Source organism: Methylobacterium organophilum (genome assembly GCF_022179465.1).
GTDB lineage: Bacteria > Pseudomonadota > Alphaproteobacteria > Rhizobiales > Beijerinckiaceae > Methylobacterium > Methylobacterium organophilum.
Window position 1 is genome coordinate 274,060 of sequence record NZ_BPQV01000001.1, and the last position, 22,452, is coordinate 296,511.

The 22,452-nt window shown below is 68.9% G+C and carries 20 protein-coding genes, 1 tRNA gene and 1 riboswitch; of the genes, 8 read left to right on the forward strand and 13 right to left on the reverse strand.

From position 1 onward, the window contains the following. Positions 1-73 precede the first annotated feature (73 nt). On the forward strand, positions 74-1,369 hold the full coding sequence (locus tag MFF21_RS01215) for a YeaH/YhbH family protein (protein WP_238309364.1): 1,296 nt from the start codon (positions 74-76) through the stop codon (positions 1,367-1,369). Between the two features lie 142 nt (positions 1,370-1,511). After that, on the forward strand, positions 1,512-3,083 hold the full coding sequence (locus MFF21_RS01220) for a SpoVR family protein (protein ID WP_238309365.1): 1,572 nt from the start codon (positions 1,512-1,514) through the stop codon (positions 3,081-3,083). Between the two features lie 13 nt (positions 3,084-3,096). On the opposite strand, the gene MFF21_RS01225 is transcribed toward MFF21_RS01220, so the two are convergent. Together MFF21_RS01225 and MFF21_RS01230 are read right to left on the reverse strand one after the other, a co-directional pair. Then, a complete protein-coding gene (locus MFF21_RS01225; protein ID WP_238309366.1) occupies positions 3,097-3,918 on the reverse strand; it encodes a shikimate 5-dehydrogenase in 822 nt (273 codons plus the stop codon). Between the two features lie 60 nt (positions 3,919-3,978). Continuing rightward, positions 3,979-4,368 carry a tautomerase family protein gene (locus tag MFF21_RS01230; RefSeq protein ID WP_238309367.1) on the reverse strand — a complete coding sequence of 130 codons (390 nt, stop codon included), beginning with the start codon at positions 4,366-4,368 and terminating at the stop codon, positions 3,979-3,981. A 180-nt stretch (positions 4,369-4,548) separates the two neighbouring features. Between MFF21_RS01230 and MFF21_RS01235 the strand changes: the two genes are divergently transcribed. Beyond that, positions 4,549-5,451: an HpcH/HpaI aldolase/citrate lyase family protein gene (locus MFF21_RS01235; protein ID WP_238309368.1), complete on the forward strand. Its 903-nt coding sequence runs from the start codon at positions 4,549-4,551 to the stop codon at positions 5,449-5,451. 64 nt (positions 5,452-5,515) lie between these two features. Here MFF21_RS01235 and MFF21_RS01240 read toward each other — a convergent pair whose 3' ends face one another. Further along, positions 5,516-5,869, reverse strand: coding sequence for a hypothetical protein (locus MFF21_RS01240; protein ID WP_238309369.1), 354 nt, complete (start codon positions 5,867-5,869; stop codon positions 5,516-5,518). Between the two features lie 134 nt (positions 5,870-6,003). Beyond that, on the reverse strand, positions 6,004-6,678 hold the full coding sequence (locus MFF21_RS01245) for an HAD family hydrolase (RefSeq protein ID WP_238309370.1): 675 nt from the start codon (positions 6,676-6,678) through the stop codon (positions 6,004-6,006). A 126-nt stretch (positions 6,679-6,804) separates the two neighbouring features. Here MFF21_RS01245 and MFF21_RS01250 point away from each other — a divergent pair, with 126 nt between their 5' ends. After that, complete coding sequence (locus tag MFF21_RS01250; RefSeq protein ID WP_238309371.1) at positions 6,805-8,220, forward strand: Wadjet anti-phage system protein JetA family protein; 1,416 nt, start codon at positions 6,805-6,807, stop codon at positions 8,218-8,220. On the opposite strand, the gene MFF21_RS01255 is transcribed toward MFF21_RS01250, so the two are convergent. Beyond that, a complete protein-coding gene (locus MFF21_RS01255) occupies positions 8,169-8,459 on the reverse strand; it encodes a hypothetical protein (protein WP_238309372.1) in 291 nt (96 codons plus the stop codon). The genes MFF21_RS01250 and MFF21_RS01255 overlap by 52 nt on opposite strands. A 123-nt stretch (positions 8,460-8,582) precedes the next feature. Here MFF21_RS01255 and MFF21_RS01260 point away from each other — a divergent pair, with 123 nt between their 5' ends. Beyond that, the gene (locus tag MFF21_RS01260) at positions 8,583-9,218 is read left to right on the forward strand and encodes a DUF4194 domain-containing protein (RefSeq protein ID WP_238309373.1); all 636 of its coding nucleotides are present in this window, start codon (positions 8,583-8,585) and stop codon (positions 9,216-9,218) included. 8 nt (positions 9,219-9,226) lie between these two features. Here the strand turns inward: MFF21_RS01260 and MFF21_RS01265 are convergent, their stop codons facing one another. Further along, positions 9,227-9,946, reverse strand: coding sequence for a cytochrome c biogenesis CcdA family protein (locus MFF21_RS01265; RefSeq protein WP_238309374.1), 720 nt, complete (start codon positions 9,944-9,946; stop codon positions 9,227-9,229). Positions 9,947-10,145: 199 nt separating this feature from the next. Between MFF21_RS01265 and MFF21_RS01270 the strand changes: the two genes are divergently transcribed. Next, a tRNA-His gene (locus MFF21_RS01270) sits at positions 10,146-10,222 on the forward strand. A 204-nt stretch (positions 10,223-10,426) separates the two neighbouring features. Here the strand turns inward: MFF21_RS01270 and MFF21_RS01275 are convergent. Next, positions 10,427-11,098: a MarR family winged helix-turn-helix transcriptional regulator gene (locus MFF21_RS01275; protein ID WP_373324876.1), complete on the reverse strand. Its 672-nt coding sequence runs from the start codon at positions 11,096-11,098 to the stop codon at positions 10,427-10,429. 191 nt (positions 11,099-11,289) lie between these two features. Between MFF21_RS01275 and MFF21_RS01280 the strand changes: the two genes are divergently transcribed. Further along, complete coding sequence (locus tag MFF21_RS01280; RefSeq protein WP_238309375.1) at positions 11,290-13,425, forward strand: glycosyltransferase family 2 protein; 2,136 nt, start codon at positions 11,290-11,292, stop codon at positions 13,423-13,425. 9 nt (positions 13,426-13,434) lie between these two features. Here MFF21_RS01280 and MFF21_RS01285 read toward each other — a convergent pair whose 3' ends face one another. The 5 genes from MFF21_RS01285 to gcvT all read right to left on the reverse strand — a co-directional run bounded on the left by MFF21_RS01285 (position 13,435) and on the right by gcvT (position 19,746). Next, entirely contained in the window at positions 13,435-13,827 is a 393-nt protein-coding gene (locus MFF21_RS01285; RefSeq protein WP_238309376.1) for a response regulator, read from the reverse strand. Positions 13,828-13,959: 132 nt separating this feature from the next. Beyond that, the gene (locus MFF21_RS01290) at positions 13,960-15,213 is read right to left on the reverse strand and encodes an adenosylmethionine--8-amino-7-oxononanoate transaminase (RefSeq protein WP_238309377.1); all 1,254 of its coding nucleotides are present in this window, start codon (positions 15,211-15,213) and stop codon (positions 13,960-13,962) included. 56 nt (positions 15,214-15,269) lie between these two features. Beyond that, positions 15,270-18,116, reverse strand: a complete 2,847-nt coding sequence (gene gcvP, locus MFF21_RS01295; RefSeq protein WP_238309378.1) for an aminomethyl-transferring glycine dehydrogenase — start codon at positions 18,114-18,116, stop codon at positions 15,270-15,272. A gap of 64 nt (positions 18,117-18,180) precedes the next feature. Continuing rightward, the gene (gcvH, locus tag MFF21_RS01300) at positions 18,181-18,543 is read right to left on the reverse strand and encodes a glycine cleavage system protein GcvH (RefSeq protein WP_238309379.1); all 363 of its coding nucleotides are present in this window, start codon (positions 18,541-18,543) and stop codon (positions 18,181-18,183) included. Between the two features lie 27 nt (positions 18,544-18,570). Next, on the reverse strand, positions 18,571-19,746 hold the full coding sequence (gcvT, locus tag MFF21_RS01305) for a glycine cleavage system aminomethyltransferase GcvT (protein ID WP_283206499.1): 1,176 nt from the start codon (positions 19,744-19,746) through the stop codon (positions 18,571-18,573). 148 nt (positions 19,747-19,894) lie between these two features. After that, positions 19,895-19,993: riboswitch (glycine riboswitch) on the reverse strand. 185 nt (positions 19,994-20,178) lie between these two features. Between gcvT and MFF21_RS01310 the strand changes: the two genes are divergently transcribed. Next, positions 20,179-21,351, forward strand: coding sequence for an aminotransferase class I/II-fold pyridoxal phosphate-dependent enzyme (locus tag MFF21_RS01310; protein ID WP_238309380.1), 1,173 nt, complete (start codon positions 20,179-20,181; stop codon positions 21,349-21,351). On the opposite strand, the gene MFF21_RS01315 is transcribed toward MFF21_RS01310, so the two are convergent. Continuing rightward, the gene (locus MFF21_RS01315) at positions 21,348-22,436 is read right to left on the reverse strand and encodes a catalase family protein (protein WP_238309381.1); all 1,089 of its coding nucleotides are present in this window, start codon (positions 22,434-22,436) and stop codon (positions 21,348-21,350) included. The genes MFF21_RS01310 and MFF21_RS01315 overlap by 4 nt on opposite strands. Between the last annotated feature and the right edge of the window lie 16 nt (positions 22,437-22,452).

Genomic DNA, 22,452 nt, shown 5'->3' on the forward strand with positions numbered 1-22,452 from the left:
GCGGTTGTCCCGGTCCCACGGACCGGGACAGGCCGGGACCAGGGTTCGAAGACGAGGCGCTAAGCGACACCGGATGCACATCGTCGACCGTCGGCTCAATCCGGGAGGCAAGAGCCTCCCGAACCGCCAGCGCTTCCTGCGTCGGGTCAAGGACATGGCGCAACGCGCGGTCCGGGAATCGGCCCGCGAGAAGGACATCAAGGATCTCGGCAAGGATGGCCGGATTTCGGTGCCCGGCGACGGGGTGCGCGAGCCCCGCTTCAGCCGCCAGCCCGGCACGGGCCTGCAGGACTACATCATCCCCGGCAACAAGACCTACGTCGAGGGCGACCGCATCGAGCGGCCGCCGGGCGGCGGCGGGGGCGGTGCCGGCGAGGGGGGCGAAGGCTCCGAGAACAGCGAGGACGCCTTCCACTTCGTCTTGACCCGGGACGAGTTCCTGGAACTCTTCCTCGACGACCTGGAACTGCCCGATCTCGCCAAGCGCCGCCTGTCGGTGGTCGAGACGGAGGGCCTGCGCCGGGCCGGCTATACGGTGTCCGGTTCCCCGGCGAACCTCGCCCTGTCGCGCACGCTGCGCAACTCGATGTCCCGGCGCATCGCGCTGAAGCGGCCGAAGCTCGAGGAGCTTGCCGCCCTCGAGGCCCGCATCGCCGAGACCCACGAATTCGATCCCGACCTGCCCAAGCTGACGGCGGAGCTGGAGGCCCTGCGCGAGCGCTCGAAGCGCATCCCCTACGTCGATCCGATCGACCTGCGCTTCCGCCGCTTCGAGCCCTATCCGCGGCCCATCGCCCAGGCGGTGATGTTCTGCCTGATGGACGTGTCCGGCTCGATGACCGAGCACATGAAGGACCTCGCCAAGCGCTTCTACATCCTGCTGCACATCTTCCTGACGCGCCGCTACAAGCATGTCGAGATCGTCTTCATCCGCCACACCGACAAGGCGACGGAGGTGGACGAGGAGACCTTCTTTGGCTCCCGCGAGACCGGAGGCACGCTGGTCTCCTCGGCTCTGGTCGAGATGAAGCGCATCGTGACCGAGCGCTACGACCCAGCCGACTGGAATATCTATGCGGCCCAGGCCTCGGACGGCGACAACGTGTCGAGCGACGGACCGACCGCGACCGAGCTTCTGCGCAGCCACATCCTGCCGGCCTGCCAGCATTTCGCCTATCTCGAGGTCGGTGACGAGAACGGCCCCCGCGCCGGCTTCGTGGAGCACCGGACCACGCTCTGGCGCACCTACGAGGCGCTGGCCAAGGCGGGCGAACCGCTGGCCATGCGCAAGGTCAACCACCGCCGGGATATCTACCCCGTCTTCCGCGAGCTGTTCGGGCGAAGCCAGGACGCCAAGGCGGAGGCCTAGCTTCTATGCTCTTCCCCCTCGCGAGGGAGGAGTCGGAGGTGGGGACGGTGCCGGACAAAAGCCCGGCGGGGCCTCCTGAACCACCCCTACCCTTGCCCCTCCCCACATGGGAGAGGGGAGACGCGTCGAGAAGGATTCTCGCATGGCCGCGAGCCTGAGCCGCACGAAGTCCACGGCGCCCAAACCGGGCGAGTTGCTGTTCACCGGCAACGACTGGGATTTCGATACGATCCGGCGCATTCACGACGCCTGCGAGGGCATCGCCGGCCCCGAACTCGGCCTGTCCTGGTATCCGAACCAGATCGAGATCATCACCGCCGAGCAGATGCTCGACGCCTATGCCTCGATCGGCATGCCGCTGTTCTACAAGCACTGGTCCTTCGGCAAGCACTTCGCTCAGCACGAGTCGAGCTACCGGCGCGGCCTGATGGGCCTCGCCTATGAGATCGTCATCAATTCGGATCCGTGCATCTCCTACGTGATGGAGGAGAACACGGCCACGATGCAGACGCTCGTGATCGCGCACGCCGCCTTCGGCCACAACCACTTCTTCAAGAACAACTATCTCTTCCGGCAATGGACGGATGCCGAGGGCATCCTCGACTATCTCGATTTCGCCAAGCGCTACATCGCGCGCTGCGAGGAGCGCTACGGCCACCATGCCGTCGAGCAGTTGCTCGATGCGGCACATGCGCTGATGAGCCAGGGCGTTCACCGCTATCCCCGCAAGAAGCGGCCGGACCTCGCCTCCGAGCAGCGCCGGGAGCGGGAACGGGAGGAGCACGGCGAGCAGATCTTCAACGATCTCTGGCGCACGCTGCCGCAGAAGGCCGGCGCCGCCAAGGCCGATCCGGCCCTCGACCGCCGCCGTGCGCTTCTGGAGCTGCCCCAGGAGAACCTGCTCTACTTCTTGGAGAAGGTGGCCCCACGACTGCGGCCCTGGCAGCGGGAGATCCTGCGCATCGTCCGCTTGGTGGCGCAGTATTTCTACCCGCAGCGCCAGACCAAGGTCATGAACGAGGGCTGCGCCACCTACTGCCACTACCGGATCATGAACGCGCTCTCGCAGAAGGGCCAGATCAACGAGGCGGCCTATCTCGAGTTCCTGACCTCGCACACCAACGTCATCCGCCAGCCGAATTTCGACGAGCGCGGCTTCGGCGGCCACAACCCCTATGCCCTCGGCTTCGCCATGATGCAGGACATCGCCCGCATCGCCGAGGACCCGACCGACGAGGATCGGGCGTGGTTCCCCGACATCGCCGGCCGTGGCGACGGCATGGAGATCCTGCGCGATTGCTGGGAGAACTATCGGGACGAGAGCTTCATCGCCCAGTTCCTGTCGCCGAAGCTCATGCGCGACATGCGCCTGTTCCACGTCGTCGACGATCCCGACGAACCCGAGATGCGGGTCGAGGCGATCCATGACGAGCGCGGCTACCGCAAGATGCGCCGCTCCTTCGCCCGGCAATACGACGTGGCCTGGCTCGATCCCGACATCGAGGTGGTCGATGTCGACCTCGAAGGCGATCGCAAGCTGATCCTGCACCACAAGGCGCTCAATCGCATCACCCTGCAGAAGGACGATGCCCGGCGCGTGCTGCAGCACCTCGCCAATCTCTGGGGCTACGACGTCCTCCTCAAGGAGGTCGATCCGGCCACCGGCTCGGTGCTGACCGAGCACACGGCGACGGCCCGGCCGGTCTTCTTCTGATCGAAGAGGGCGATCAGCCGACGCGGGCTAAGACAGCCGCCGCCTCGACGGCCGCTGGCTCGGGGCGGATGCCGGTATAGAGCACGAATTGTTCGAGCGCCTGCAGCACCGCGACCTCGGCCCCCGAGATCGTCGCCTTGCCCCGCGATCGGGCCGCCCGCAGGAAGGGTGTCTCCACCGGCAGGGCGACGACGTCGAACACAGCCTGCGCCGCCGCGATCATCGCCTCGGGGAAGGCGAGCTGCCCCTCGCCGCCCCCTGCCATGCCGAGGGGCGTGACGTTGATCAGGACGGGCGCGGTGAGGCTCCCGAGATCCTCCGCCCAGCCATAGTCGTAGGCTTCCGCCAGGGCCGGGCCGCTCCGCCCGTTCCGGGCAACGATCGTTCCCTGCCGGAAGCCGCCATCGTGCAGCGCCGCAGCGACGGCCTTGGCCATCCCGCCGCTGCCGCGCAGCAGGAACGGCGTGGCCGGGTCGATCCCCGACTGTTCGAGGAGACTGCGGACCGCGCTGTAATCGGTGTTGTGCCCGGTGAGCCGACCGCCCTCGTTGACGATGGTGTTGACGCTGTCGATCGCCTGGGCGGATGGGGCCAGCCCGTCGAGGAGCGGGATCACCGCCTCCTTGAACGGCATCGAGATCGCGCAGCCACGAATGCCGAGCGCGCGGATCCCCCCGATGGCAGCGGAAAGATCCGTCGTGGTGAAGGCCTTGTAGACGTAGTCGAGGCCGAGCCGTTCGTAGAGATGATTATGAAAGCGCGAGCCGAAGGTGCCGGGCCGGGCTGCCAGGGACATGCACAGGGTCGTGTCCCGGCCGATGCTGGTCCTGTCCATCCCTGACCTCGGCGTATCGCACGCGGCGGCTCGCCTGGGCGGGCCGCCGCAGATCGAACCTCAGAGTTCGCCGGTGAGGAACTGGGCGCGGCCGTGACCGAATGACCAATCCTCGTCGGTGTTCTCCACCATCGAGATCATCACGTCAGCGGGTGCGATGCCGCAGGCGGCCTGCAGCTTCTCGGTGAGGAGACGATAGAACAGCTCCTTCTTCTCCCGACCACGCGGCCGGGTGATCACCTGCACTACGACCACGTCCTTCGTCCGTGGGATGCCGAGGCCGGTATCCTCGACGATCATGCGCGAAGGCTTGTGCTCGGTGACGATCTGGTAGCGGTCGCCCGCAGGCACCTGGAAGGCTTCGAGCATCGCCTCGTGTGCGGCGTCGAGCAGAGTCTTCAGCTCGGCCTTGGAGCGGCCTTCGATCAGGTCGAAGCGGATGAGCGGCATCGGTCGTTCCGGACTATTGGGGGAGGCGCCCGACTCTGGCTGTTGCGGATCGGACTCGCTTATTAGCGCCCCGAAGCCCGGTGTTTCAAACGTGGCCGGCCTTTCCGCATTGCGGGAGCGCAATGCTGGCATGAGTGCTGCGCTGCGCTACCATGGCTTCACAACAGGGAGTCCACGCCAATGTCCGATCCGCGCCTGCGCCGCAGCGTGCTCTATATGCCCGGCTCGAACCAGAGAGCCCTCGACAAGGCGAAGACGCTGCCGGCCGACGCCCTGATCCTCGACCTCGAGGATGCGGTCGGACCTGACGAGAAGGTGCTCGCCCGCGAGCAGGTCTGCGCCGCGGTCAAGGGCGGCGGCTACGGCCACCGTGAGCTCATCATCCGCGTCAACGCCCCCCAGACGCCGTGGGGCGAGGCGGACCTACGGGCGGCGATCGAGGCCCGGCCCGACGCGATCCTGATGCCGAAGGTCTCCTCCCCGGCAGTGCTGGAAAGCATCGCCGACCATCTCGAGGCGCTCGATGCCCCCGACGACATCGCGGTCTGGGCGATGATCGAGACGCCGGCGGCCATTCTCAACATCCAGGAGATTGCCAAGGCGCGGCGCGACCGGCGCTCCCGCCTCACCTGCTTCGTGCTCGGCACCAACGACCTTGCCAAGGACACTTGGGCACAGCTGGTGCGCGGCCGGGTACCGATGCTGCCGTGGATGATGTTCACCCTCGCCGCCGCCCGTGCCGAGGGGCTGACCATCCTCGACGGCGTCTGGAACGACATCGCCGACGTGGATGGCTGCCGCGAGGAATGCCGCCAGGCCCGCGATCTCGGCTTCGACGGCAAGACCCTGATTCACCCGAACCAGATCGAGCCGGCCAACACCTCCTTCGCCCCCACGGAGGAGGAGGTCCGTCGCGCCCGCCTCGTGATCGATGCCTTCGACCTGCCCGAGAACGCCAAGCGCGGCGCGATCAAGGTCGAGGGGCGCATGTACGAGCGCCAGCATATCAGCATGGCTCGGCGTGCCGTGGTCTGGTCGGAGACGATCGCGCAGCGCGACGCCGCAGCGTCGAACGCGGCCTGAAACGAGAGAGGGGCCGCACCCTCCGGTGCGGCCCCTCCATCCGTGCGACTCTGTCAGTCTCGGCTCAGTAACCGTAGCCGTAATAGGTCGGGCCGCCCCAGGAATAGCCGGCATCGTAGTCGTAGCTGCGATACACCCGGCGCGGACGGGCATAGTAGTAATCGTCGTAGCCGACGCTGCGGTACCCGTAGCTCGGAGCGTAGCCGTAGCCATAGGCCGGGGCGGCGTAGCCATAGCCCCCACCATAGCCGTAACCGTAGCTGTTGGAGGCGGCGGCACCGAGCAGAGCGCCGGCGGCAAGGCCACCGACCACACCCGCGGCGATCGCTCCACCGCGGCCGCGCGCTTCGGCACCGGTGGAGGCAAGGGTGCCGGCAGCCATCAGGGCAGCGGCCGAGAGCACAGCGATCTTCTTCATCGATCAACTCCTCGATTGTTGAAGCGAAATTGCCACAGGCAAGCTGAACCCTGCCTGAAGCGAATGGCCCTCCAACGACGGAGCGAGGGATTCGGTTCTCCCCGCGCGGCAGACCGACGCATCTGCGCCCCGCTTCAACGCCGTCCGCCGACCTCGTCCAGATGCTCGAGCAGCTCGGCCGGATCCGCGTAGACCCGCGCCGCGCCGGAACGCTCCAGCTCGTCCGAACCGTAGCCCCCCGAAAGCAGTCCGACGCCGAGCCCCCGGCAACGGCGCGCCGCCAGCATGTCCCAGATGGAATCGCCGACGATCACCGCATGCTCGATCGGGGCCGAGAGCCGGGCCGCGGCGGCGAGGAACAGGTCCGGGTCGGGCTTGGCGTATTTCACGAGGTCGCGGGTCACCACCGGCACGCTCTCGGGATCAACCTCGAGGGCGACGAGATTGTGGCCCGCCGTCTCCATCCGGCCGCTGGTGGCGATCGCCCAGGGAATGCGGTTCTCCGTGAGCGTGCGCAGCAGCGCCTTCGCGCCGGGGAGCGGCACCACGCCCTTGGACAGGCGGGCATAAGCCTCCGCGTGGAGCCGGCGCAGCCGGTCCATCCGCTCCGGGTTCATCTCGAGGCCGGTCTCGCGCAGGAGTTGGTTGGTGAACAGGCCGCCGCTCATGCCGATCTTGCGATGGATCCGCCAGACCGAGAGCGGGATGCCCTCCGCGTCGAGGGCTTCCTTCCAGGCGAGCACGTGCTGATAGACACTGTCGACGAGCGTTCCGTCGAGATCGAACAGGAAGACGGTCTCGATGCGCATGGCGGCCTCCTTGCCGTCGTTTCGCGATCGTCTCGCGAGGTCATCGCCACAACGGACAAGAGGCGGGGACGATGCAAGGGGCGGCCCTTGCCGTCGGGGACACGAAAGTCGATTCTGTCCGGCGCAATGCTCTTCACCCGCCTCTCGGACGATCTCTTCCGCCCCCTGGCCTCCCCCAGCCGCGCCTTCAACGCGGCTCTGTTGCTGCACCTGAACGCCAAGGTCTTCGCGGACACCGCCGAGCCGGTGCGCAAGAGCGAGCTTCTAGCCGCGATCGGGGATTTCTCCGCGGCCTTCACGCAGCCCGAGATCGCCGACGACGAGACCACACCCATCGACCCGGTGGAGCGGCGCTCCGCCGTCTACCGGCGCCTGCTCGATGCCGGCTGGCTGGTGGAGCGGCGGGAGCGCTACGTGCCGGTGGTCGATTTCGATCCCGAGGCGCGCATCCTGATCGAGGAATTGGCCCGGCTCGACCGGGGCGAGACCCGCTCCTATGGCGGCGCCGTACTGGAGGTGCTGGGCAGCCTGGAGAGCGCCACGGCCAACCCGGCCGAGCGCTCCGAAGCCCTGGTGAATGCGGCCAAGGCCTCGCGCAGCTTCCTCAGCCACCTGCGCAGCCTCGCCGGCTCCATGCGCAAGATCGAGGAGCGCATCCTGCGCGAGGAGGACCAGCGCGCGGCCTTCCGGCTGTATTTCGAGGAATTCGTGGCGCGCCACCTCGTCAGCGACTACCGGACGCTGCACACGCGCTTCAATCCGTTCCGCTTCCGCTCCGGCATCGTGCGCGAGGCCGGCCGGGCCTTGCGCGATCCCCTCACCATCCGTGCCCTCGCCGAGGCCGGCCTGCGGGAGGGCCGGGCACCGAACCTGCCGGCGGCGGAGAAGGCCGTGCGGGCGGATCTCGCCGAGATCCTGTCGATCTTCGAGGGGCTCGACCGGCATCTCGACGCGGTGGCCGAGATCGTGGCCCGGCTGGAGCGCCGGATCGCGGCGGCGCTCCGCTACATGGACCATCGGGACTCCGACCGGATCGAGCGCACGGCCGCGGCCCTGCGGGCGGTGGCCGCCGCCGCCGAGCTCTCCGACATGCCGGTGCCGCAGGTGGCGATGCTGCGCTTCCCCATCGGCGAGCCGCATCTGCGCAAGCCCCGCGCGCAACGATCCGAGATCTTCGTCGAGGCGCTGCCCGAGATCACCCTGGATCCTGCGATCGAGGCCTTCATCGAGGCCAAAGACGCCTTCCGCCAACGCACCCAGATCAGCCCCGAGCGCATCACCGCCTTTCTCGATGCGCGCCTGTCGGAGACGGACACGCTGCGCGGCTCGACGTTGCCCATCGCGGATGTCGACGACTTCGTCGTGTTCCAGCGCCTGCGGGAGATCGATGTGCTGTTCGGCGGCGCCCTCGGCGAGCGCTACCGCGTGCTGCGGCAGCCGGGCCGCCTCGCGAATGGCTGGCTCGATTGTCCGGATTTCACGATCGAGCGCTACCAGCCGGGGGCCTCGCCGAAACCGTCAGGCGCCGGGCGGCGGCCATAGGGATCGACGCGGAGCAGCCTCTCGCGGCGGCCATAGGCATGGCCGCCGCGAGAGGCCTCAGACACGTTGCGCGGGCCGGCGAGGCCCTGCGTGCCGCCCGGAGCAGTGGCTGCCAGTTGGCCGCCGGGCGGTGTGAAGCTGCCGCCGCGGGCGGAGGCTCCGTCGGGAGAAAGCGTCAGGCCGGCGGCGAGGCTTGCGCCCGCGCCCGCCAGCAGCCAACGGAAGGTGTTCCGGGTCATGGACAGGCTCCTGAGGAAATCGTCCCTTGCAATCCCCGGGAAACGACGGCCGGAGCCATCGGGTCCGCCAAGAACCCTGCGTCGGTGCGGCACGGGCCGCGGAACTGAGGAGACGGGAGGACCATGCTCGAAGCGTTTCGCGCCATCGTCGACGGCGAGGAGCCGCCCCCGCCCGGCGCGAAACCGCCGAGCGAGGAGGAGCTGACGCGGGCGCTTCAGGTGCTGCTGAAGAACCAGTGCGTCTACGCGCAGACGACGGGGATCGGTCGCTCCTACGAGATCGCCCGGCACTATGCGCCCTTCTTCAAGGACTACTTCGCCTGCCTCGGGCACGGCTTCGAGGTGTCCCACCGCGACCAGATGGTCTTCCTGCGGGTCCCCCAGGAGGGCGTGCGCCACGATGCCCAATCCGAGCGCCTGCGCAAGGACGAGACACTGGTGCTGCTCGCCTTGCGCCTTGCCTATGAGGAGGGCCTGCGCGACCACCGCGTCACCACCGAGGGCGTCGTCGAATGCACCACCGACGACATCGCCGAGGCGATCCGCACCGCCACCCGCAGCGACCCACCGGACGAGATCCGGCTCAACGACATCCTGCGCCTGTTCGCCCGCAAGGGCGCCGTGCGGCTGGGCGAGCGCGACCGGACCGAGCGCATCACCCCGCTGATGGTGCTGCCCGGGATCAGCGTGCTTTCCCCCGACGCCTGGATGGAGCAGGTCCGCGCCTGGGCGAATGCACAGGGCGAGCCGGAGGCCTGAGCCACCCCTCAGTACCGGGTCGTAAGCGCCGTCAACCAAGCCGGAGAGGCCTCGACCAGGGCCGTCTCCAGCCTCTTGTCGAGCCCGCTGACGATGGCGAGGCCGGTGACGACGAGGATCAGTCCGAGCGCCAGCCTGAGCCCTCGCCCGGCCCGCATCATCCGGTCGCGGGCGCGCACGAGCAGGCCCCGGGCGAGGGTGCCGAACACGAGGAGCGGCAGGGCCGCGCCGAGGCCGAAGAGCAGCATCGTCGTCGCGACGCTGGCAAGATCCTTTCCCTGCGCGGCCAGCAACGAAGCGGCGCCGAGCGTCGGGCCGACGCAGGGGCTCCAGACCGCCCCGAGGAGCAGCCCGACGCCGAATTGCCCGCCGAGCCCGCGTCCCGGGAGATGGCCGAAACGCATCTCCGCCCAGTTCGAGACCGGCCCCCCAGCACTCGCAAGCCGCGTCTGCACCGCGGGACTGACGAGCACCAGCCCGATCGCGATCAGCAGGATCGCGGCAGCGCTCCGGAAGACGCCCGTATCGAGGCCGATGGCAAAGCCGATCGTGGCGACGAACAGGCCGATCACGGTGAAGGACAGGGCAAGCCCCGCCGCCAGCGCCACCGGCCCGAGCCGATGCTCGGAGGCAGCCGCCCCCAGCACCAGGGGGAGCAAGGGCAGCACGCAGGGCGAGAGCACCGACAGGATGCCGGCCAGGAAGGCCAAGCCGAAAGACGCGATCATGGCTCGGACGCTCCCCGGCGGGACCTCGCGTCTTCCGCGCGTGCCCCTTTTCGCTGTGGTCCATGAAGCCTGCGGCAGGCCGCAAAGTCCGGCAAGGCACGGCGTCGTCACATGTTTTCAGGCCGTCTTTCCCGATCTCGCCGGAAGGCATCATCCTCGCTTGAAAAACCCGCGATCCCGCGATACACCGCCCCCGCGTGCCGCCGTAGCTCAGTTGGTTAGAGCACTAGATTGTGGATCTAGGGGTCCCCCGTTCGAGCCGGGGCGGTGGTACCATCTCTTTCAAGATTCTCGCTCAGACGCTTCCCGGCCCAAGGCCTTAATGGCGCTTCAGGCATGGCGAGGCCGGGCCGAACCATGCTCGTGCGAAGCCCATCCCGCGGCATTCAACCCAGACGGCATAACGGCAAAAGCCCTCTCTAACAGCGTGCTCGGCCGTTAGAGAAGGCTCGGATCGTTTCGTGATGAATGGACCGCCGCTCAGGCCGGGCGGCCGATCACGTCTGTGCCGAGCAAGGGATCGACGTCGTCATCCCCGTCGAGATCGCCGTCCGGGTCCATGTCAGCATCTGCCTCGTGGCCTGTGACACCGGCGGCCTCGGCGAGGTTGCTGGCGGAGCGGCGCAGGAGCTTGCGCAGGCGCCGCTTCTCCTTGTTGTCGAAGCCGTCGAGCAACTCCGCCTCGACATCATCCCAGATCCGCTCGATCGCCGCGGCCTTGGCCAGGCCCGCCTCCGTGAGACGGACGCGCACGATACGCCCGTCACCGGCTTCCGCCCGGCGTTCCACGAAACCGAGGGCGGCGAGCCGCGAGATCGTCTTGGAAGCGGTCGGCGGGCGCACGCGCAAGGTTGCAGCGAGATCGCCCATGGTCATGCTGCCGGCAGCGGCCAGGGCCTGCACCACCTGCTCCTGCCCCGCGAAGAGATCGAGCGCGGCGAGCCGGTCGCCGACACGGGCGCGGTGCAGCCGCGCAGCCTGGACCAAGGCCCAGCCCACACTCTTGGCCGCGGGCGGACGCAGCCGCTTGGCGGCCTTGCCCTCCTTCTCCGCCGCCTTGTCGGACGAGGCCTTCAGGGTCGACTTGCCGAGGAGCGACGCGGTCGTATCGCTGGCGGACGCCGCCATCGGCTCCTCCACCGTTGCGGACATGACGTGCACCCCTCGATCCTCGCTACGCGGCGGGCAAAAGACCCGACGGGGCGCATGTGCCAGCCTAGCCATGAAGCTTCGATGACAGAAGCCCACTGCACCCATGCATCTTGCCTTGAGGCTGTGCGCGCCCCAAGCACCGCAGGCGGATCGGGCAGTCGGCGGAAAAGAGGGCGCGGAGCGGCATGCGCATGGGGATCTTTGGCGCGCGGCCGGCACGGATTCGCCCCGCGCGCGGCCTGAGCCGCTCGGCCGAGGGACATTGGCAGACGGCCGAAGACACTGCCTCCCTCGTCCTCGAGACCGATCCGCCGGCGCACCGGCTCTCCGGCCGTTGGGTCCGGCTGCGGACCGACCTGCGTGCAATCGGCGAGGCGCCTCTCGCGCTCACCCTCGCCTTCGAGGCGGAGGAAAGCGCCCTGCATATCCGGCCGAGCCAGACCGGAATGGGAAGCGAGGACGTGCTGCGCCTGCCGCGGGGATTGCGGAGGATCGGGATCGAAGCCGCCGGGCTCGGCGCCTTCCACCTCACCATCGTCCACGTGGAACCGCTCGCCCCGCCACAGGTCGCCTATCACCTCGCCCGCCGGATCCTCCTACAGCTGCCACCGGGCGAGCGCTCGCCGGCGCGGCTCCTGCGCCGGGCCTTCGGCCTGATCCGGACCGTGCCGCCCCGGGAGCTCCTGCGCCGGCTGGCCCGCGGGGCCGGCCCGAAACAGGCCGCGGCCTCCTACGACGCCTGGATCGCGGCGGTGGAAGCGCCCGCGACGCCCTCCCCCATGGCGATGGAGGCGGCCGCGCGCACTTTCCGCCTCAAGACCCGCTTCAGCCTGATCGCCTGGGTCGAGGATGCCGGGGCCGCGCGCACCCTGGCCGAAAATCTGGTCGCACAGGGCTACGGCGAATGGGAGCTTCTGCTCTGCTGCCCCGCCTCGGCGATGCCGGATCTCGATGTGGGCGACCCGCGGATTAAGTTGCGGCCTCGAACGCTCGAGCCCGGCCGCGTCGCGGTGTTAAATGGAGCCCTGGCCCAAGCCTCGGGCGCCTACACCGCCTTTGTCGAGGACGGCGATAGGCTTCCGCCCCAGGCGCTCTTCGCCCTGGCCCGGCTGATCGAGGCCGATCCGGAGGCCGACCTCGTCTACACGGACGAGGACAGGATGACGGCAGCGGGCGGGCGTGACGCGCCCTTCTTCAAACCCGATTGGTCGCCCGAGACCTTCGAGGCCGTGCCCTATCTCGGACAGTTCCTCCTCTACCGCACCGCCCTCCTGCGCGAGGTCGGCGGCTACCGGGAGGGTTTCGAGGGCGCCCTCGACTACGACCTCGCGCTCCGCGTGACCGAGCGGACCAACCGCGTGCGCCACTTGGCGCAGGTTCTCTGCCACCGGGCAGCGGACGCCGCCTCGTCCACCCTCGGTTCCGACGCCGCGCGGCGGGCGTTGGCGGAGCGGCGCGCGCGCACCGGCCGCCTCGGAGCCGCGCCCCTCGTGTCCATCGTTATCCCCAGCGCCGGCCGTGACAGCCTCGTGCGCGGCGCCTCGGTCAATCTCCTAGCGAACTGCCTCGCGTCCCTGCGCGAACGGAGCACCTACCCGCACATTGAGATCGTCGTCGTCGAGCACGGGGCTCTTCCCGCCCCCGCCCGGGCCGCCATGAAGGCCACGCAAGCGCGGAGCGTTCCCTATCCCGATCCCGTCTTCAACTTCGCCGCCAAGATGAATCGCGGGGCCGCGGCAGCCCGGGGGGAGGTGCTGGTCTTTCTCAACGACGACATCGAGGTGATCACGCCGGACTGGATCGAAGCGATGCTGAGCCTCCTCCAGATCCCGGAGGTCGGTGTCGTCGGCGCCAAGCTCGTCTACGAGGGCGGCGCGCTCCAGCATGTCGGTGTCGTATTCGGAGACGGCCTGCCGGATCATGTCCGCCGCGGTTTTCCCGGCAGCGACCCGGGCTATGGCTTCTCCAACATCGCCAACCGCAACTATCTCGCCGTCACCGGGGCCTGCATGATGGTGCGGCGGCGGGATTTCGAGGCGGTGAGCGGCTTCGACGAGGGCTTTCCCGTCAACTACAACGATGTCGACCTCTGCCTGCAGATCGGGGCGCGGGGCCAGCGCACCGTCTTTTGCGCGCAGGCCGTGCTCACGCATTTCGAGAGCCGCAACCGCGTGCCCACGGTCGATCCGCGGGAGCAGGCTCGCTTCCGCGCACGCTGGGGAACGCGTCTCGCGCGAGACCCCTACTATCCCCGCTGGTTCGGCACCCGGCTGCCCGCCTTCGAGCTGGACTCCGAACGCTTCCGCATCCCGCTTCCAAACGAGTGACGCGGCAGCTTAGCAGGTCGGCATCAGCCCCTTGAGCTGAGCCAGGATGTCCTCGCCGGCGCAGGGGCGCGAGATGAACTTCGCACCCCGGGGCATACGCTCGGGATCGGGGGCGGCGCGACCGGACACGATCAGGATCGGTAGTTCCGGCCGGGCCTGCGAGACGGAATTGGCGAGATCGAACCCGTTGACCCGGCCAGACAGCTCCACATCGGTCACCAGGCCGCAGATATCCGGCCGTGCCTGGAGGATGCTCAAGGCGCGTTCGGCGGAAGCGCATTGTACCGTGTCGTAACCGCCATCCTCAAGGACGTCGCCGAGGTCCATGATCGTGAGCGCCTCGTCCTCGACGAGAAGAATGACCGGCCGTTCGGGCGCCAGATTCGTCGTGTCGCTCCCCACGATGCACTCCTCCAGATCGATCCGAGACCCACGCGATGCCACCGAGCGCCGTTCAGGCTAGCTTCAGTTTCACCCTGAGCCAACGGGGAAGGGGAGCCGGGGTTGCAGCGCGAAGGTCGCGCCGGCCAATATTCATCCTGTCGTTTCGCGCACCACCGCCTGCACGGCGTCGATCAGGCTGTCGAGATCGGCGGGAGCGATCGTCAAAGCAGGGGTGAGATAGACGATCCGCCCGAAGGGCCGCACCCAGACGCCGCGATCAAGGAAGCGCCGCTTGAGATCGGCGAGATCGGGCGTTCCCGCGAATTCGACGGTGCCGACGGCGCCAAGAACCCGGATGTCGGCCACGCCTGGCCGCCCCTTCAGGGACGCGAGCCCTTCCGTCAGCCGCGCGGCGATCCCGGCACACTGGGCAAGACGCGGCTCGGCTTCGAACAGGTCGAGGCTGGCATTGGCCGCCGCGCAGGCGAGCGGGTTGGCCATGAAGGTCGGTCCGTGCATCAGCGCAGCCGCAGGATCGTCGGACCAGAAGGCCGAGAAGATCTCCGTGGTCGCCACGGTGGCAGCGAGCGCCAGGGTGCCACCGGTCAGCGCCTTGGACAGGCAGAGGATATCAGGCACCACGCCGGCCTGCTCACAGGCGAACATCGCCCCGGTGCGGGCGAACCCGGTGAAGATCTCGTCGGCGATGAGCGGCAGGCCGTGCCTGCGGGCAAGGCGCGCGACCGTAGCGAGCACCTCCGGCGGATGCATCAGCATCCCGCCGGCACCTTGCACAAGGGGCTCGACGATCACTGCCGCAAGTTCGTGTCGATGACGGGCGAGCACCGCATCGAGGGCTGCCGCCGCCTCCGCATCGCGCGGCAGATCACAGAAGAGCTGGGTCGGCATATAGGCGCCGAAGCGGCGATGCATCCCCTCCTCGGGATCGCAGGCCGACATCGCACCCATTGTGTCGCCATGGTAGCCGCCGCGGAAGGCCAGCACCCGCGTCCGGCCGGTCTCGCCCCGGTTGAGCCAGAGCTGCACCGCCATCTTCAGGGCGACTTCGACGGCGACCGAGCCGGAATCCGTGAAGAAGACGTGATTCAGATCGCCCGGCAGCAGGGCGGCGAGTCGCCGCCCCAGCCGCTCGGCCGGCGCATGGGTCAGCCCGCCGAACATCACATGCGGCATGCGCGCGAGCTGATCGGCCATCGCCGCGGCGATGTGAGGGTGATTGTAGCCGTGAACAGCCGTCCACCACGAGGCGATACCGTCGATCAGCTCGCGCCCATCGGCCAGGGTGATGCGCGAGCCCCGCGTCGCCACCGCTTCCAGCGGCGGCGACGCGATCTTCATCTGGGTGTAGGGGCGCCAGAGGGGATGGGTGCCGAGCACGGTCATCCGCGCGGGATGGGGGGTGGTGGCAGGAGAGTCAAACGCTGGCAGCCCCCCTCCATCTACTCCGCTGCTTCGCCATAAGCCTCCGGCGGTGGGCAGGAGCAGACGAGGTTGCGGTCGCCATAGGCGTTGTCGACGCGATTCACCGGCGGCCAGTACTTGTCCATCCGGAAGGATCCCGTGGGGAAGCAGGCCGCCTCCCGCGAATAGGGCCGCTCCCAGGCGCCGATCAGGTCCTGCACCGTGTGGGGCGCGTTCTTGAGCGGGTTGTCGGCCTTGTCGATCCGCCCCTCCTCGATGGCGCGGATCTCCTCGCGGATCGCCAGCATGGCGTCGCAGAAGCGGTCGATCTCTGCCTTGGTCTCGGATTCGGTCGGCTCGATCATCAGCGTGCCCGACACCGGCCAGCTCATGGTCGGCGGGTGGAAGCCGCAATCGATCAGGCGCTTGGCGATGTCCTCGACGGTGACCCCGGCGCTTTTCTGAAACGGGCGCACATCGACGATGCATTCATGCGCGACCCGGCCGTTCCGCCCGGCATAGAGGATGGGATAGGCGCCCTCCAGCCGCTTGGCGATGTAGTTGGCGTTGAGGATCGCCACCCGCGTCGCCTGGGTCAGGCCGCGGCCGCCCATCATCAGGCAGTAGCTCCAGGAGATCGGCAGGATCGAGGCCGAGCCGAAGGGAGCCGCCGAGACCGCCCCTTCCTCCCCCGTCCGCGGATCGGAGGGCAGGAACGGGATCAGGTGCGCCTTGACGCCGATCGGACCCATGCCCGGCCCGCCGCCACCATGCGGGATGCAGAAAGTCTTGTGAAGGTTGAGATGGCTGACATCGGCGCCGATATCGCCGGGTCGGGCGAGGCCCACCATCGCGTTGAGGTTGGCGCCGTCGAGATAGACCTGCCCACCATGGGCGTGGACGATCTCGCAGAGCTCGCGCACCCGCGCCTCGAACACGCCGTGGGTCGAGGGATAGGTGATCATGCAGGCGGCGAGCTTTTCGGAATGCAGCTCGGCCTTCTTGCGAAAATCCTCGACGTCGATGTTGCCCTGCGCGTCCGCGCCGACGACCACCACGCTCATGCCACACATCTGGGCCGAGGCCGGATTGGTGCCGTGGGCCGAGGACGGGATCAGGCAGACATTGCGGTGCCCCTCGCCGCGCGACCGGTGATAGGCGCGGATGGCCAGCAGACCCGCATATTCGCCCTGCGCGCCGGAATTGGGCTGCATCGAGATCGCGTCGTAGCCGGTGACGGCACAGAGCTTCTGGCTGAGATCGTCGATCAGCTCCCGGTAACCCTCGGCCTGATCCGCCGGCACGAAGGGGTGGATCTCCGAGAATTCGGGCCAGGAGATCGGCAGCATCTCCGCCGTGGCGTTGAGCTTCATGGTGCAGGAGCCGAGCGGGATCATCGCCCGGTCCAGCGCCAGATCCCGGTCCGCGAGGCGGCGCATGTAGCGCGTCATCTCGCTCTCGGCCCGGTTCATGTGGAAAATCGGATGCGTCAGATACTCGGACGTGCGCTCCAGAGCCTCCGGCAGGCGCGTCTCGGGATAGGCCTCGTCATAGGGCAGGTCGGCGCCGCCGAAGGCGCGCCAAACCGCCTGCACGATGTCGGGCCGGGTGCGCTGGTCGACGCTGATGCCGATGCGGTCATCACCGACCTTGCGCAAGTTCACCCCGTTCTCGACGGCGCTGCCCAGGATCACGCCTTGGAAGGGTCCGACCTGGACGGTAATCGTGTCGAAGAATTCCTTCGGTTCGACCGTGAAGCCCAGCCGCTCCAGGCCCGCCGCCAGGCGCACTGCGTCGCGGTGGACCCGCAGGGCGATGGCCTTGAGGCCCGCTGGCCCGTGATAGACCGCGAACATCGAGGCGATGACCGCGAGCAGCACCTGGCTCGTGCAGATGTTCGAGGTCGCCTTCTCCCGGCGGATATGCTGCTCGCGGGTCTGCAGGGCGAGCCGATAGGAACGGTTGCCGCGGGCATCGACCGAGACGCCGACGATGCGGCCGGGCAACGCCCGCTTGTGGGCATCCCGGGTTGCCATATAGGCGGCGTGCGGGCCGCCGAAGCCCATGGGCACGCCGTAACGCTGCATCGAGCCGATGGCGATGTCCGCGCCCATCTCGCCCGGAGGCTTCAGGAGCGTCAGCGCCAGCGGATCGGCCGCGACCACGCCTAGCGCACCCGCCGCATGCAGCGCGGCGATGGGCCCCGTGAAATCGTGGATCGCCCCGTTCACCCCCGGATACTGGAACAGCGCGCCGAACACGGCGCCCGCGTCGAGATCGGTGAAGGGGTCGCCGACCACGACCTCCCAGCCGAGGGGCGCCGCCCGGGTCTTCAGCACGGCGATGGTCTGGGGCAGGCAGTCGCGATCGACGAAGAAGGCGTTCTTATCGGACTTTGCCACGCGCCTGGCCATGCCCATGGCCTCTGCCGCAGCGGTCGCCTCGTCGAGGAGCGAGGCGTTTGCCACATCGAGCCCCGTCAGGTCGCAGACCATGGTCTGGAAGTTCAACAGCGCCTCGAGGCGACCCTGGCTGATCTCCGGCTGGTAGGGCGAATAGGCCGTATACCAGGCCGGGTTCTCGAAGATGTTGCGCTGGATCGCCGGCGGCATCGTGGTGCCGTGGTAGCCCTGGCCGATCAGCGAGACGAGCAGTCGGTTCTTGTTCGCCGTCGCCCGCAGCTTCTCCAGCGCCCGGCGCTCGGTGAGGGAGGGGCCGAAATCGATGTACTCGGCCTGCCGGATATCGGGGGGCAGCGTCTCGTCGATCAGCGCGTGCAGCGACCGGGCGCCGACCGTCTCCAGCATCTGGTCGATCTCGCTGAGCCTCGGCCCGATATGCCGGCGTGCGGCGAAATCGAAGGGATCGTGCTTGTCGTATTTCATGGGATGCCTCTCGGGCAGAAGGGCTGTGCGACCCTCCGCCTCCGCGGGGAGGGTCGGGGCGGCACTATCCGGCGAAGGCCGCGTAGGTGGCCTCGTCCATCAGGCCATCCATGGCCGCCACGTCGTCGAGCTTCAGCTTGTAGAGCCAGCCCGCGCCCTGCGGGTCGGCACCGACCGAGGCCGGATCGGCCACCGCCGCCTCGTTGATCTCGGTGACCTCGCCGGAGAGGGGCGCATAGACGTCCGAGGCTGCCTTGACGGATTCGACCACCGCCGCGGCCTCCCCCTTGGTGAGTTTGGCGCCGACTTTCGGCAGTTCCACGAAGACGAGGTCGCCGAGCTGCTCGGCGGCATGCGGGGTGATGCCGACCGTGGCGACGTCGCCCTCGAGGCGCAGCCATTCGTGCTCGTCGGTGAAGCGCAGCATGGGAAAACTCCTGACAGATGAGGGGGATCAGCCGCGCTTAAAGCCGGCGGGAACGAAGGGGAGGGGAGAGACGGAGAGGGCGAGGCGCTGGCCGCGGACCTCCGCGAACAGGCGTGTGCCGGGGGCGGCGAGTGACGCCGGCACGAAGCCCATGGCGACGGGCCCCGACACGGTCGGGCCGAAGCCGCCGGAGGTGACCAGCCCGACGGGCTTGTCCGCGCCCTCCTCCGTGAAGAGCATGGCCCCGGCCCGCACGGGCGCGCGGCCCTCCGGCTTCAGGCCGACGCGGCACCGCGGAGGGCCGGCCGCCATCTCGGCAAGGATGCGCTCCACACCGGGAAAGCCGCCCGCCCGCGCCCCGCCCGCGCGGCGGGCGGGGGAAATCGCCCAGGCAAGCCCCGCCTCGACCGGGCTCGTGGTGGTGTCGAGATCGGCGCCGTAGAGCGGAAGCCCCGCCTCCAGGCGCAGGGAATCCCGGGCGCCGAGGCCGATCGGCAGCACCCGAGGATCGGCGAGCAGGGCCTCGGCGAAGTCCTCCGCCCGGTCCGTAGGAATTGCGATCTCGAAGCCGTCCTCGCCGGTATAGCCGGAGCGGGCAACGAGACAGGGCGCGCCGAGGATCTCGACCGCCCGCACGTCCTGGAAGCGCATGGCCTCCACCTCCGCGAAGCCGGCGAGCACCGCCCCGGCCTGGGGACCCTGCAGGGCGATCAGCGCCCGATCCTCGACGGTGAGCGCCACCTCGGCCGGCAGATGCGCTCGCAGATGCGCCTCGTCGGCGATCTTGCAGGCGGCGTTGACCACCACCACCAGCCGGTCCGGCAGCCGCGCCACCATGAGGTCGTCGAGGATGCCGCCCGCCTCGTTCGTGAGGTAGCCGTAGCGCTGCCGCCCCGGCGCGAGACCGAGGATGTCGATCGGGATCAGGGCTTCCAGGGCGCGAGCCGCGTCGGCCAGATCTCGGCTGCGCAGCTCGATCTGGCCCATATGCGACACGTCGAACAGGCCCGCTGCCGCACGGGTGTGGAGATGCTCCTTCAGCAGCCCCGCAGGATACTGAAGCGGCATCGCATAGCCGGCAAAAGGCACCATCTTGGCGCCGTGCCGCAGATGGAAGGCATGGAGCGGTGTGCGCTTCTCGGGCGAAGCGGCCTGCGCAGGGGTCGAATCGGGAAGGGTCCGCTCAGGGGCAATCTGGGTCATCAAGGCTCCCACGACGATCGGCTCTCGCCTGCCGGCCGGCAGGCGAGTCGCCCCCATCTGTCGCGGTTACCTGAGAGCTTCCCCCACGCCCTTGCGAGCCCGAGGTTTCTCCTTCGGTGGACGCCAAACGGCGCCTCTCTCCAGATTGTCCAACGATACGGTGATTGTGCCTGAGAGTTTCCGGGGGTGGTTGCTCCGTCGGCGCCATGGTCGGCATGGCCGGCCTGGGCTCTCCCGTATCGTCTGTATCGGACCATTTCAGGGTGGCATGCTGCAGCGCGGGAGGCAAGGCGGCGTCGACCACCGCAGCAGCCGAAGCAGTGACGACATGCGCAGCCTGTTGCGAAAACGGCCTGTGCGCCCCCGGCCCTCACCTGGCGACGGAGCATTCGGTCCGCTTGACATCCCCGTCGGGCGCCGCTGTGAGACGGCATGTCAGATCCCGCTGCCAGCCTCGACGCCTTCGCGTGCGAATCGCTCGCCGCGCTCGACGCCTCTTCCCTGCGCCGCCGGCTCGTGCCGACCGCGCGCGGCGCGAGGAGCCGCGCGACGCGGGATGGACGCGCGCTGATCTCTTTCTCCTGCAACGACTATCTCGGCCTCTCGCAGGATCCCCGCGTGATCGCTGCGGGCCGCACGGCGCTGGAGCGCTATGGCGCCGGGGCCGGGGCCGCGCGGCTCGTCACCGGCAACCACCCGCCCCTCGTTGCCCTGGAGGAGCGGCTGGCCACCCATAAGGGCAAGGAGGCGGCCCTTGTCTTCGGCAGCGGCTATCTCGCCAATCTCGGTATCGTCTCAGGCCTCGTCGGCCCGGGCGACCTCGTCCTTGTCGACGCGCTCGGCCATTCCTGCCTGTTCTCGGGGGTGAAGCTGTCGGGCGCGGAGATGCTGCGCTTCCGCCACAACGACCCTTCGCATCTCGCCGAACTGCTCGGCCGCCGCCGAGGCAAGGCGAAGCGGGCCCTGATCCTGACGGAGCGGATCTTCAGCATGGACGGGGACCGGGCGCCGATCGAGACGATCCTGGCGATCGCGGCCGAGCACGATGCCTGGACCCTGGTGGACGACGCCCACGGCCTCGGCGTGGTCGAGCCCGGGGCGCGGGCACCCCTGGAGATGGGCACCCTGTCGAAGACGCTCGGCTCCTATGGCGGCTATCTCTGCGCCTCGCGAGCGGTGATCGACCTGCTGACGAGCCGCGCCCGCAGCTTCGTCTACACCACCGGCCTACCCCCGGCCTCCGCCGCCGCCGCGCTAGCGGCCCTGGAGATCGTCGAGGCCGAGCCGGAGCGCACCGCTCGGCCGCTCGCGCTGGCCCGCCGCTTCACGGACAGGCTCGGGCTCCCGCCGGCGCAGAGCCCAATCGTGCCGGTCATGGTCGGCGCAGCGGAGGAGGCGCTCACCTTGTCCCGCGCCCTGGAGGCGCGCGGCTTCCTCGTCGTGGCGATCCGGCCGCCGACCGTGCCGAAGGACACGGCCCGCCTGCGGGTGGCCTTCTCCGCCGCCCATGACGAGGGCCAGGTCGATGCCCTAGCCCAGGCGCTGGCCGAGCTCAGGACAGAGACCCCCAACCCACACCAAACCGCCCGATCAAGCTTCGATTAGCCGGCTATTTCTGAAGCCGCCCGCGGTTGGTGGATCGGGCAGCCATTATGCTCGGCCCGGAAGCCGGACGAGGCGGGATAGATTGAGCGGCGTGCGCGCATGATCGAGCCGAGGGGCTTGTGGGCGGTGAGCCCGTGCCAGGGGTTGAAGGCGAGGCCGTCATCCATCGCCTTGGAGCGGGCTTCGCTCCAGGCTTCCTGGCGCGGCACGGTGATCCGGGCGACGGCAAGGTAGGGGCTCTCCGTCTCCGACCAGGGCTTCGAAGCGTCCTCGACCGGCATCGTCGCGGCGGTACGCAGCTGCGCCCGCAGCTCCCAGACGCCCTCGTTCCCGGCGAAGAAGGCGGTGACGGCATCGCGCAGCCCGTTGGGCTTGCCGTTCACGTCGAGGGGCGCGTCGGTCAGGGCGGTCAGGTTCGGGGAGACGGGGGCGACCGCGACCTTGGCGACATAGTCGCCCCAGCGCAGGGGCGCCTGACTGTAGAAGGTCTCGCCGAGGATATGCGTCTCGGGATGGCCGCCCAGCGCGATCACCGTCGGGCTCTGGGTGCCGACGCTCTCCAGCACGGTCTCGATCCCGCGCATCAGGGCGGAGAAGGCCTTCTTGAAGATCTGCGGCGTGTCGGTGGTGGCCGCCAGCAGCTTCAGGTTCCTGAGGAAGGAGGCCGCGTCCGGGGCCGTGAAGGCGGGCGCATTCGCCATCACGAAATCCTGCGTGGTGCCCTCGGCATCCGGCAGGCGCGGGCCGGACACGCCCATGATCTTGATGGCGAGGCCCCGGGGCGTCGACACGCTGTCGTCGAGGATGTCGCCGGGATTGGTGGAGAAGCGCAGCACCACGTCATGGGCGCCGGGGGTGGCGAAGGCGCCCTGGGCCAGTTCCGGCGGCAGGCCGCCCAGCACGTCGAGGCGGCCGATCAGCAGGCCATGGCTCTTGGCGTGGACCCCGCGCACGGCGTGGCCGTAATCCTTGAAGGTGATGCCCTGGATCTTGGCGAAGGTCTCCCGCATCCGCGCATGGGTCTCCGCCTCGTCGGGCTTCGGCTCCTCGATGGCGGGATCGAACGGGATCGGTTTCGCGCGCAAGCTGGCCTCCGCTGGG

What these genes read in the sequence shown, in the direction of transcription:
- MFF21_RS01215 (WP_238309364.1), top strand. Translation starts at nt 74, where the DNA reads ATGCACATCGTCGACCGTCGGCTCAATCCGGGAGGCAAGAGCCTCCCG.
- MFF21_RS01220 (WP_238309365.1), top strand. Translation starts at nt 1,512, where the DNA reads ATGGCCGCGAGCCTGAGCCGCACGAAGTCCACGGCGCCCAAACCGGGC.
- MFF21_RS01225 (WP_238309366.1), bottom strand. Translation starts at nt 3,918, where the DNA reads ATGGACAGGACCAGCATCGGCCGGGACACGACCCTGTGCATGTCCCTG.
- MFF21_RS01230 (WP_238309367.1), bottom strand. Translation starts at nt 4,368, where the DNA reads ATGCCGCTCATCCGCTTCGACCTGATCGAAGGCCGCTCCAAGGCCGAG.
- MFF21_RS01235 (WP_238309368.1), top strand. Translation starts at nt 4,549, where the DNA reads ATGTCCGATCCGCGCCTGCGCCGCAGCGTGCTCTATATGCCCGGCTCG.
- MFF21_RS01240 (WP_238309369.1), bottom strand. Translation starts at nt 5,869, where the DNA reads ATGAAGAAGATCGCTGTGCTCTCGGCCGCTGCCCTGATGGCTGCCGGC.
- MFF21_RS01245 (WP_238309370.1), bottom strand. Translation starts at nt 6,678, where the DNA reads ATGCGCATCGAGACCGTCTTCCTGTTCGATCTCGACGGAACGCTCGTC.
- MFF21_RS01250 (WP_238309371.1), top strand. Translation starts at nt 6,805, where the DNA reads ATGCTCTTCACCCGCCTCTCGGACGATCTCTTCCGCCCCCTGGCCTCC.
- MFF21_RS01255 (WP_238309372.1), bottom strand. Translation starts at nt 8,459, where the DNA reads ATGACCCGGAACACCTTCCGTTGGCTGCTGGCGGGCGCGGGCGCAAGC.
- MFF21_RS01260 (WP_238309373.1), top strand. Translation starts at nt 8,583, where the DNA reads ATGCTCGAAGCGTTTCGCGCCATCGTCGACGGCGAGGAGCCGCCCCCG.
- MFF21_RS01265 (WP_238309374.1), bottom strand. Translation starts at nt 9,946, where the DNA reads ATGATCGCGTCTTTCGGCTTGGCCTTCCTGGCCGGCATCCTGTCGGTG.
- MFF21_RS01275 (WP_373324876.1), bottom strand. Translation starts at nt 11,098, where the DNA reads ATGTCCGCAACGGTGGAGGAGCCGATGGCGGCGTCCGCCAGCGATACG.
- MFF21_RS01280 (WP_238309375.1), top strand. Translation starts at nt 11,290, where the DNA reads ATGGGGATCTTTGGCGCGCGGCCGGCACGGATTCGCCCCGCGCGCGGC.
- MFF21_RS01290 (WP_238309377.1), bottom strand. Translation starts at nt 15,213, where the DNA reads ATGACCGTGCTCGGCACCCATCCCCTCTGGCGCCCCTACACCCAGATG.
- gcvP (WP_238309378.1), bottom strand. Translation starts at nt 18,116, where the DNA reads ATGAAATACGACAAGCACGATCCCTTCGATTTCGCCGCACGCCGGCAT.
- gcvH (WP_238309379.1), bottom strand. Translation starts at nt 18,543, where the DNA reads ATGCTGCGCTTCACCGACGAGCACGAATGGCTGCGCCTCGAGGGCGAC.
- gcvT (WP_283206499.1), bottom strand. Translation starts at nt 19,746, where the DNA reads ATGACCCAGATTGCCCCTGAGCGGACCCTTCCCGATTCGACCCCTGCG.
- MFF21_RS01310 (WP_238309380.1), top strand. Translation starts at nt 20,179, where the DNA reads ATGTCAGATCCCGCTGCCAGCCTCGACGCCTTCGCGTGCGAATCGCTC.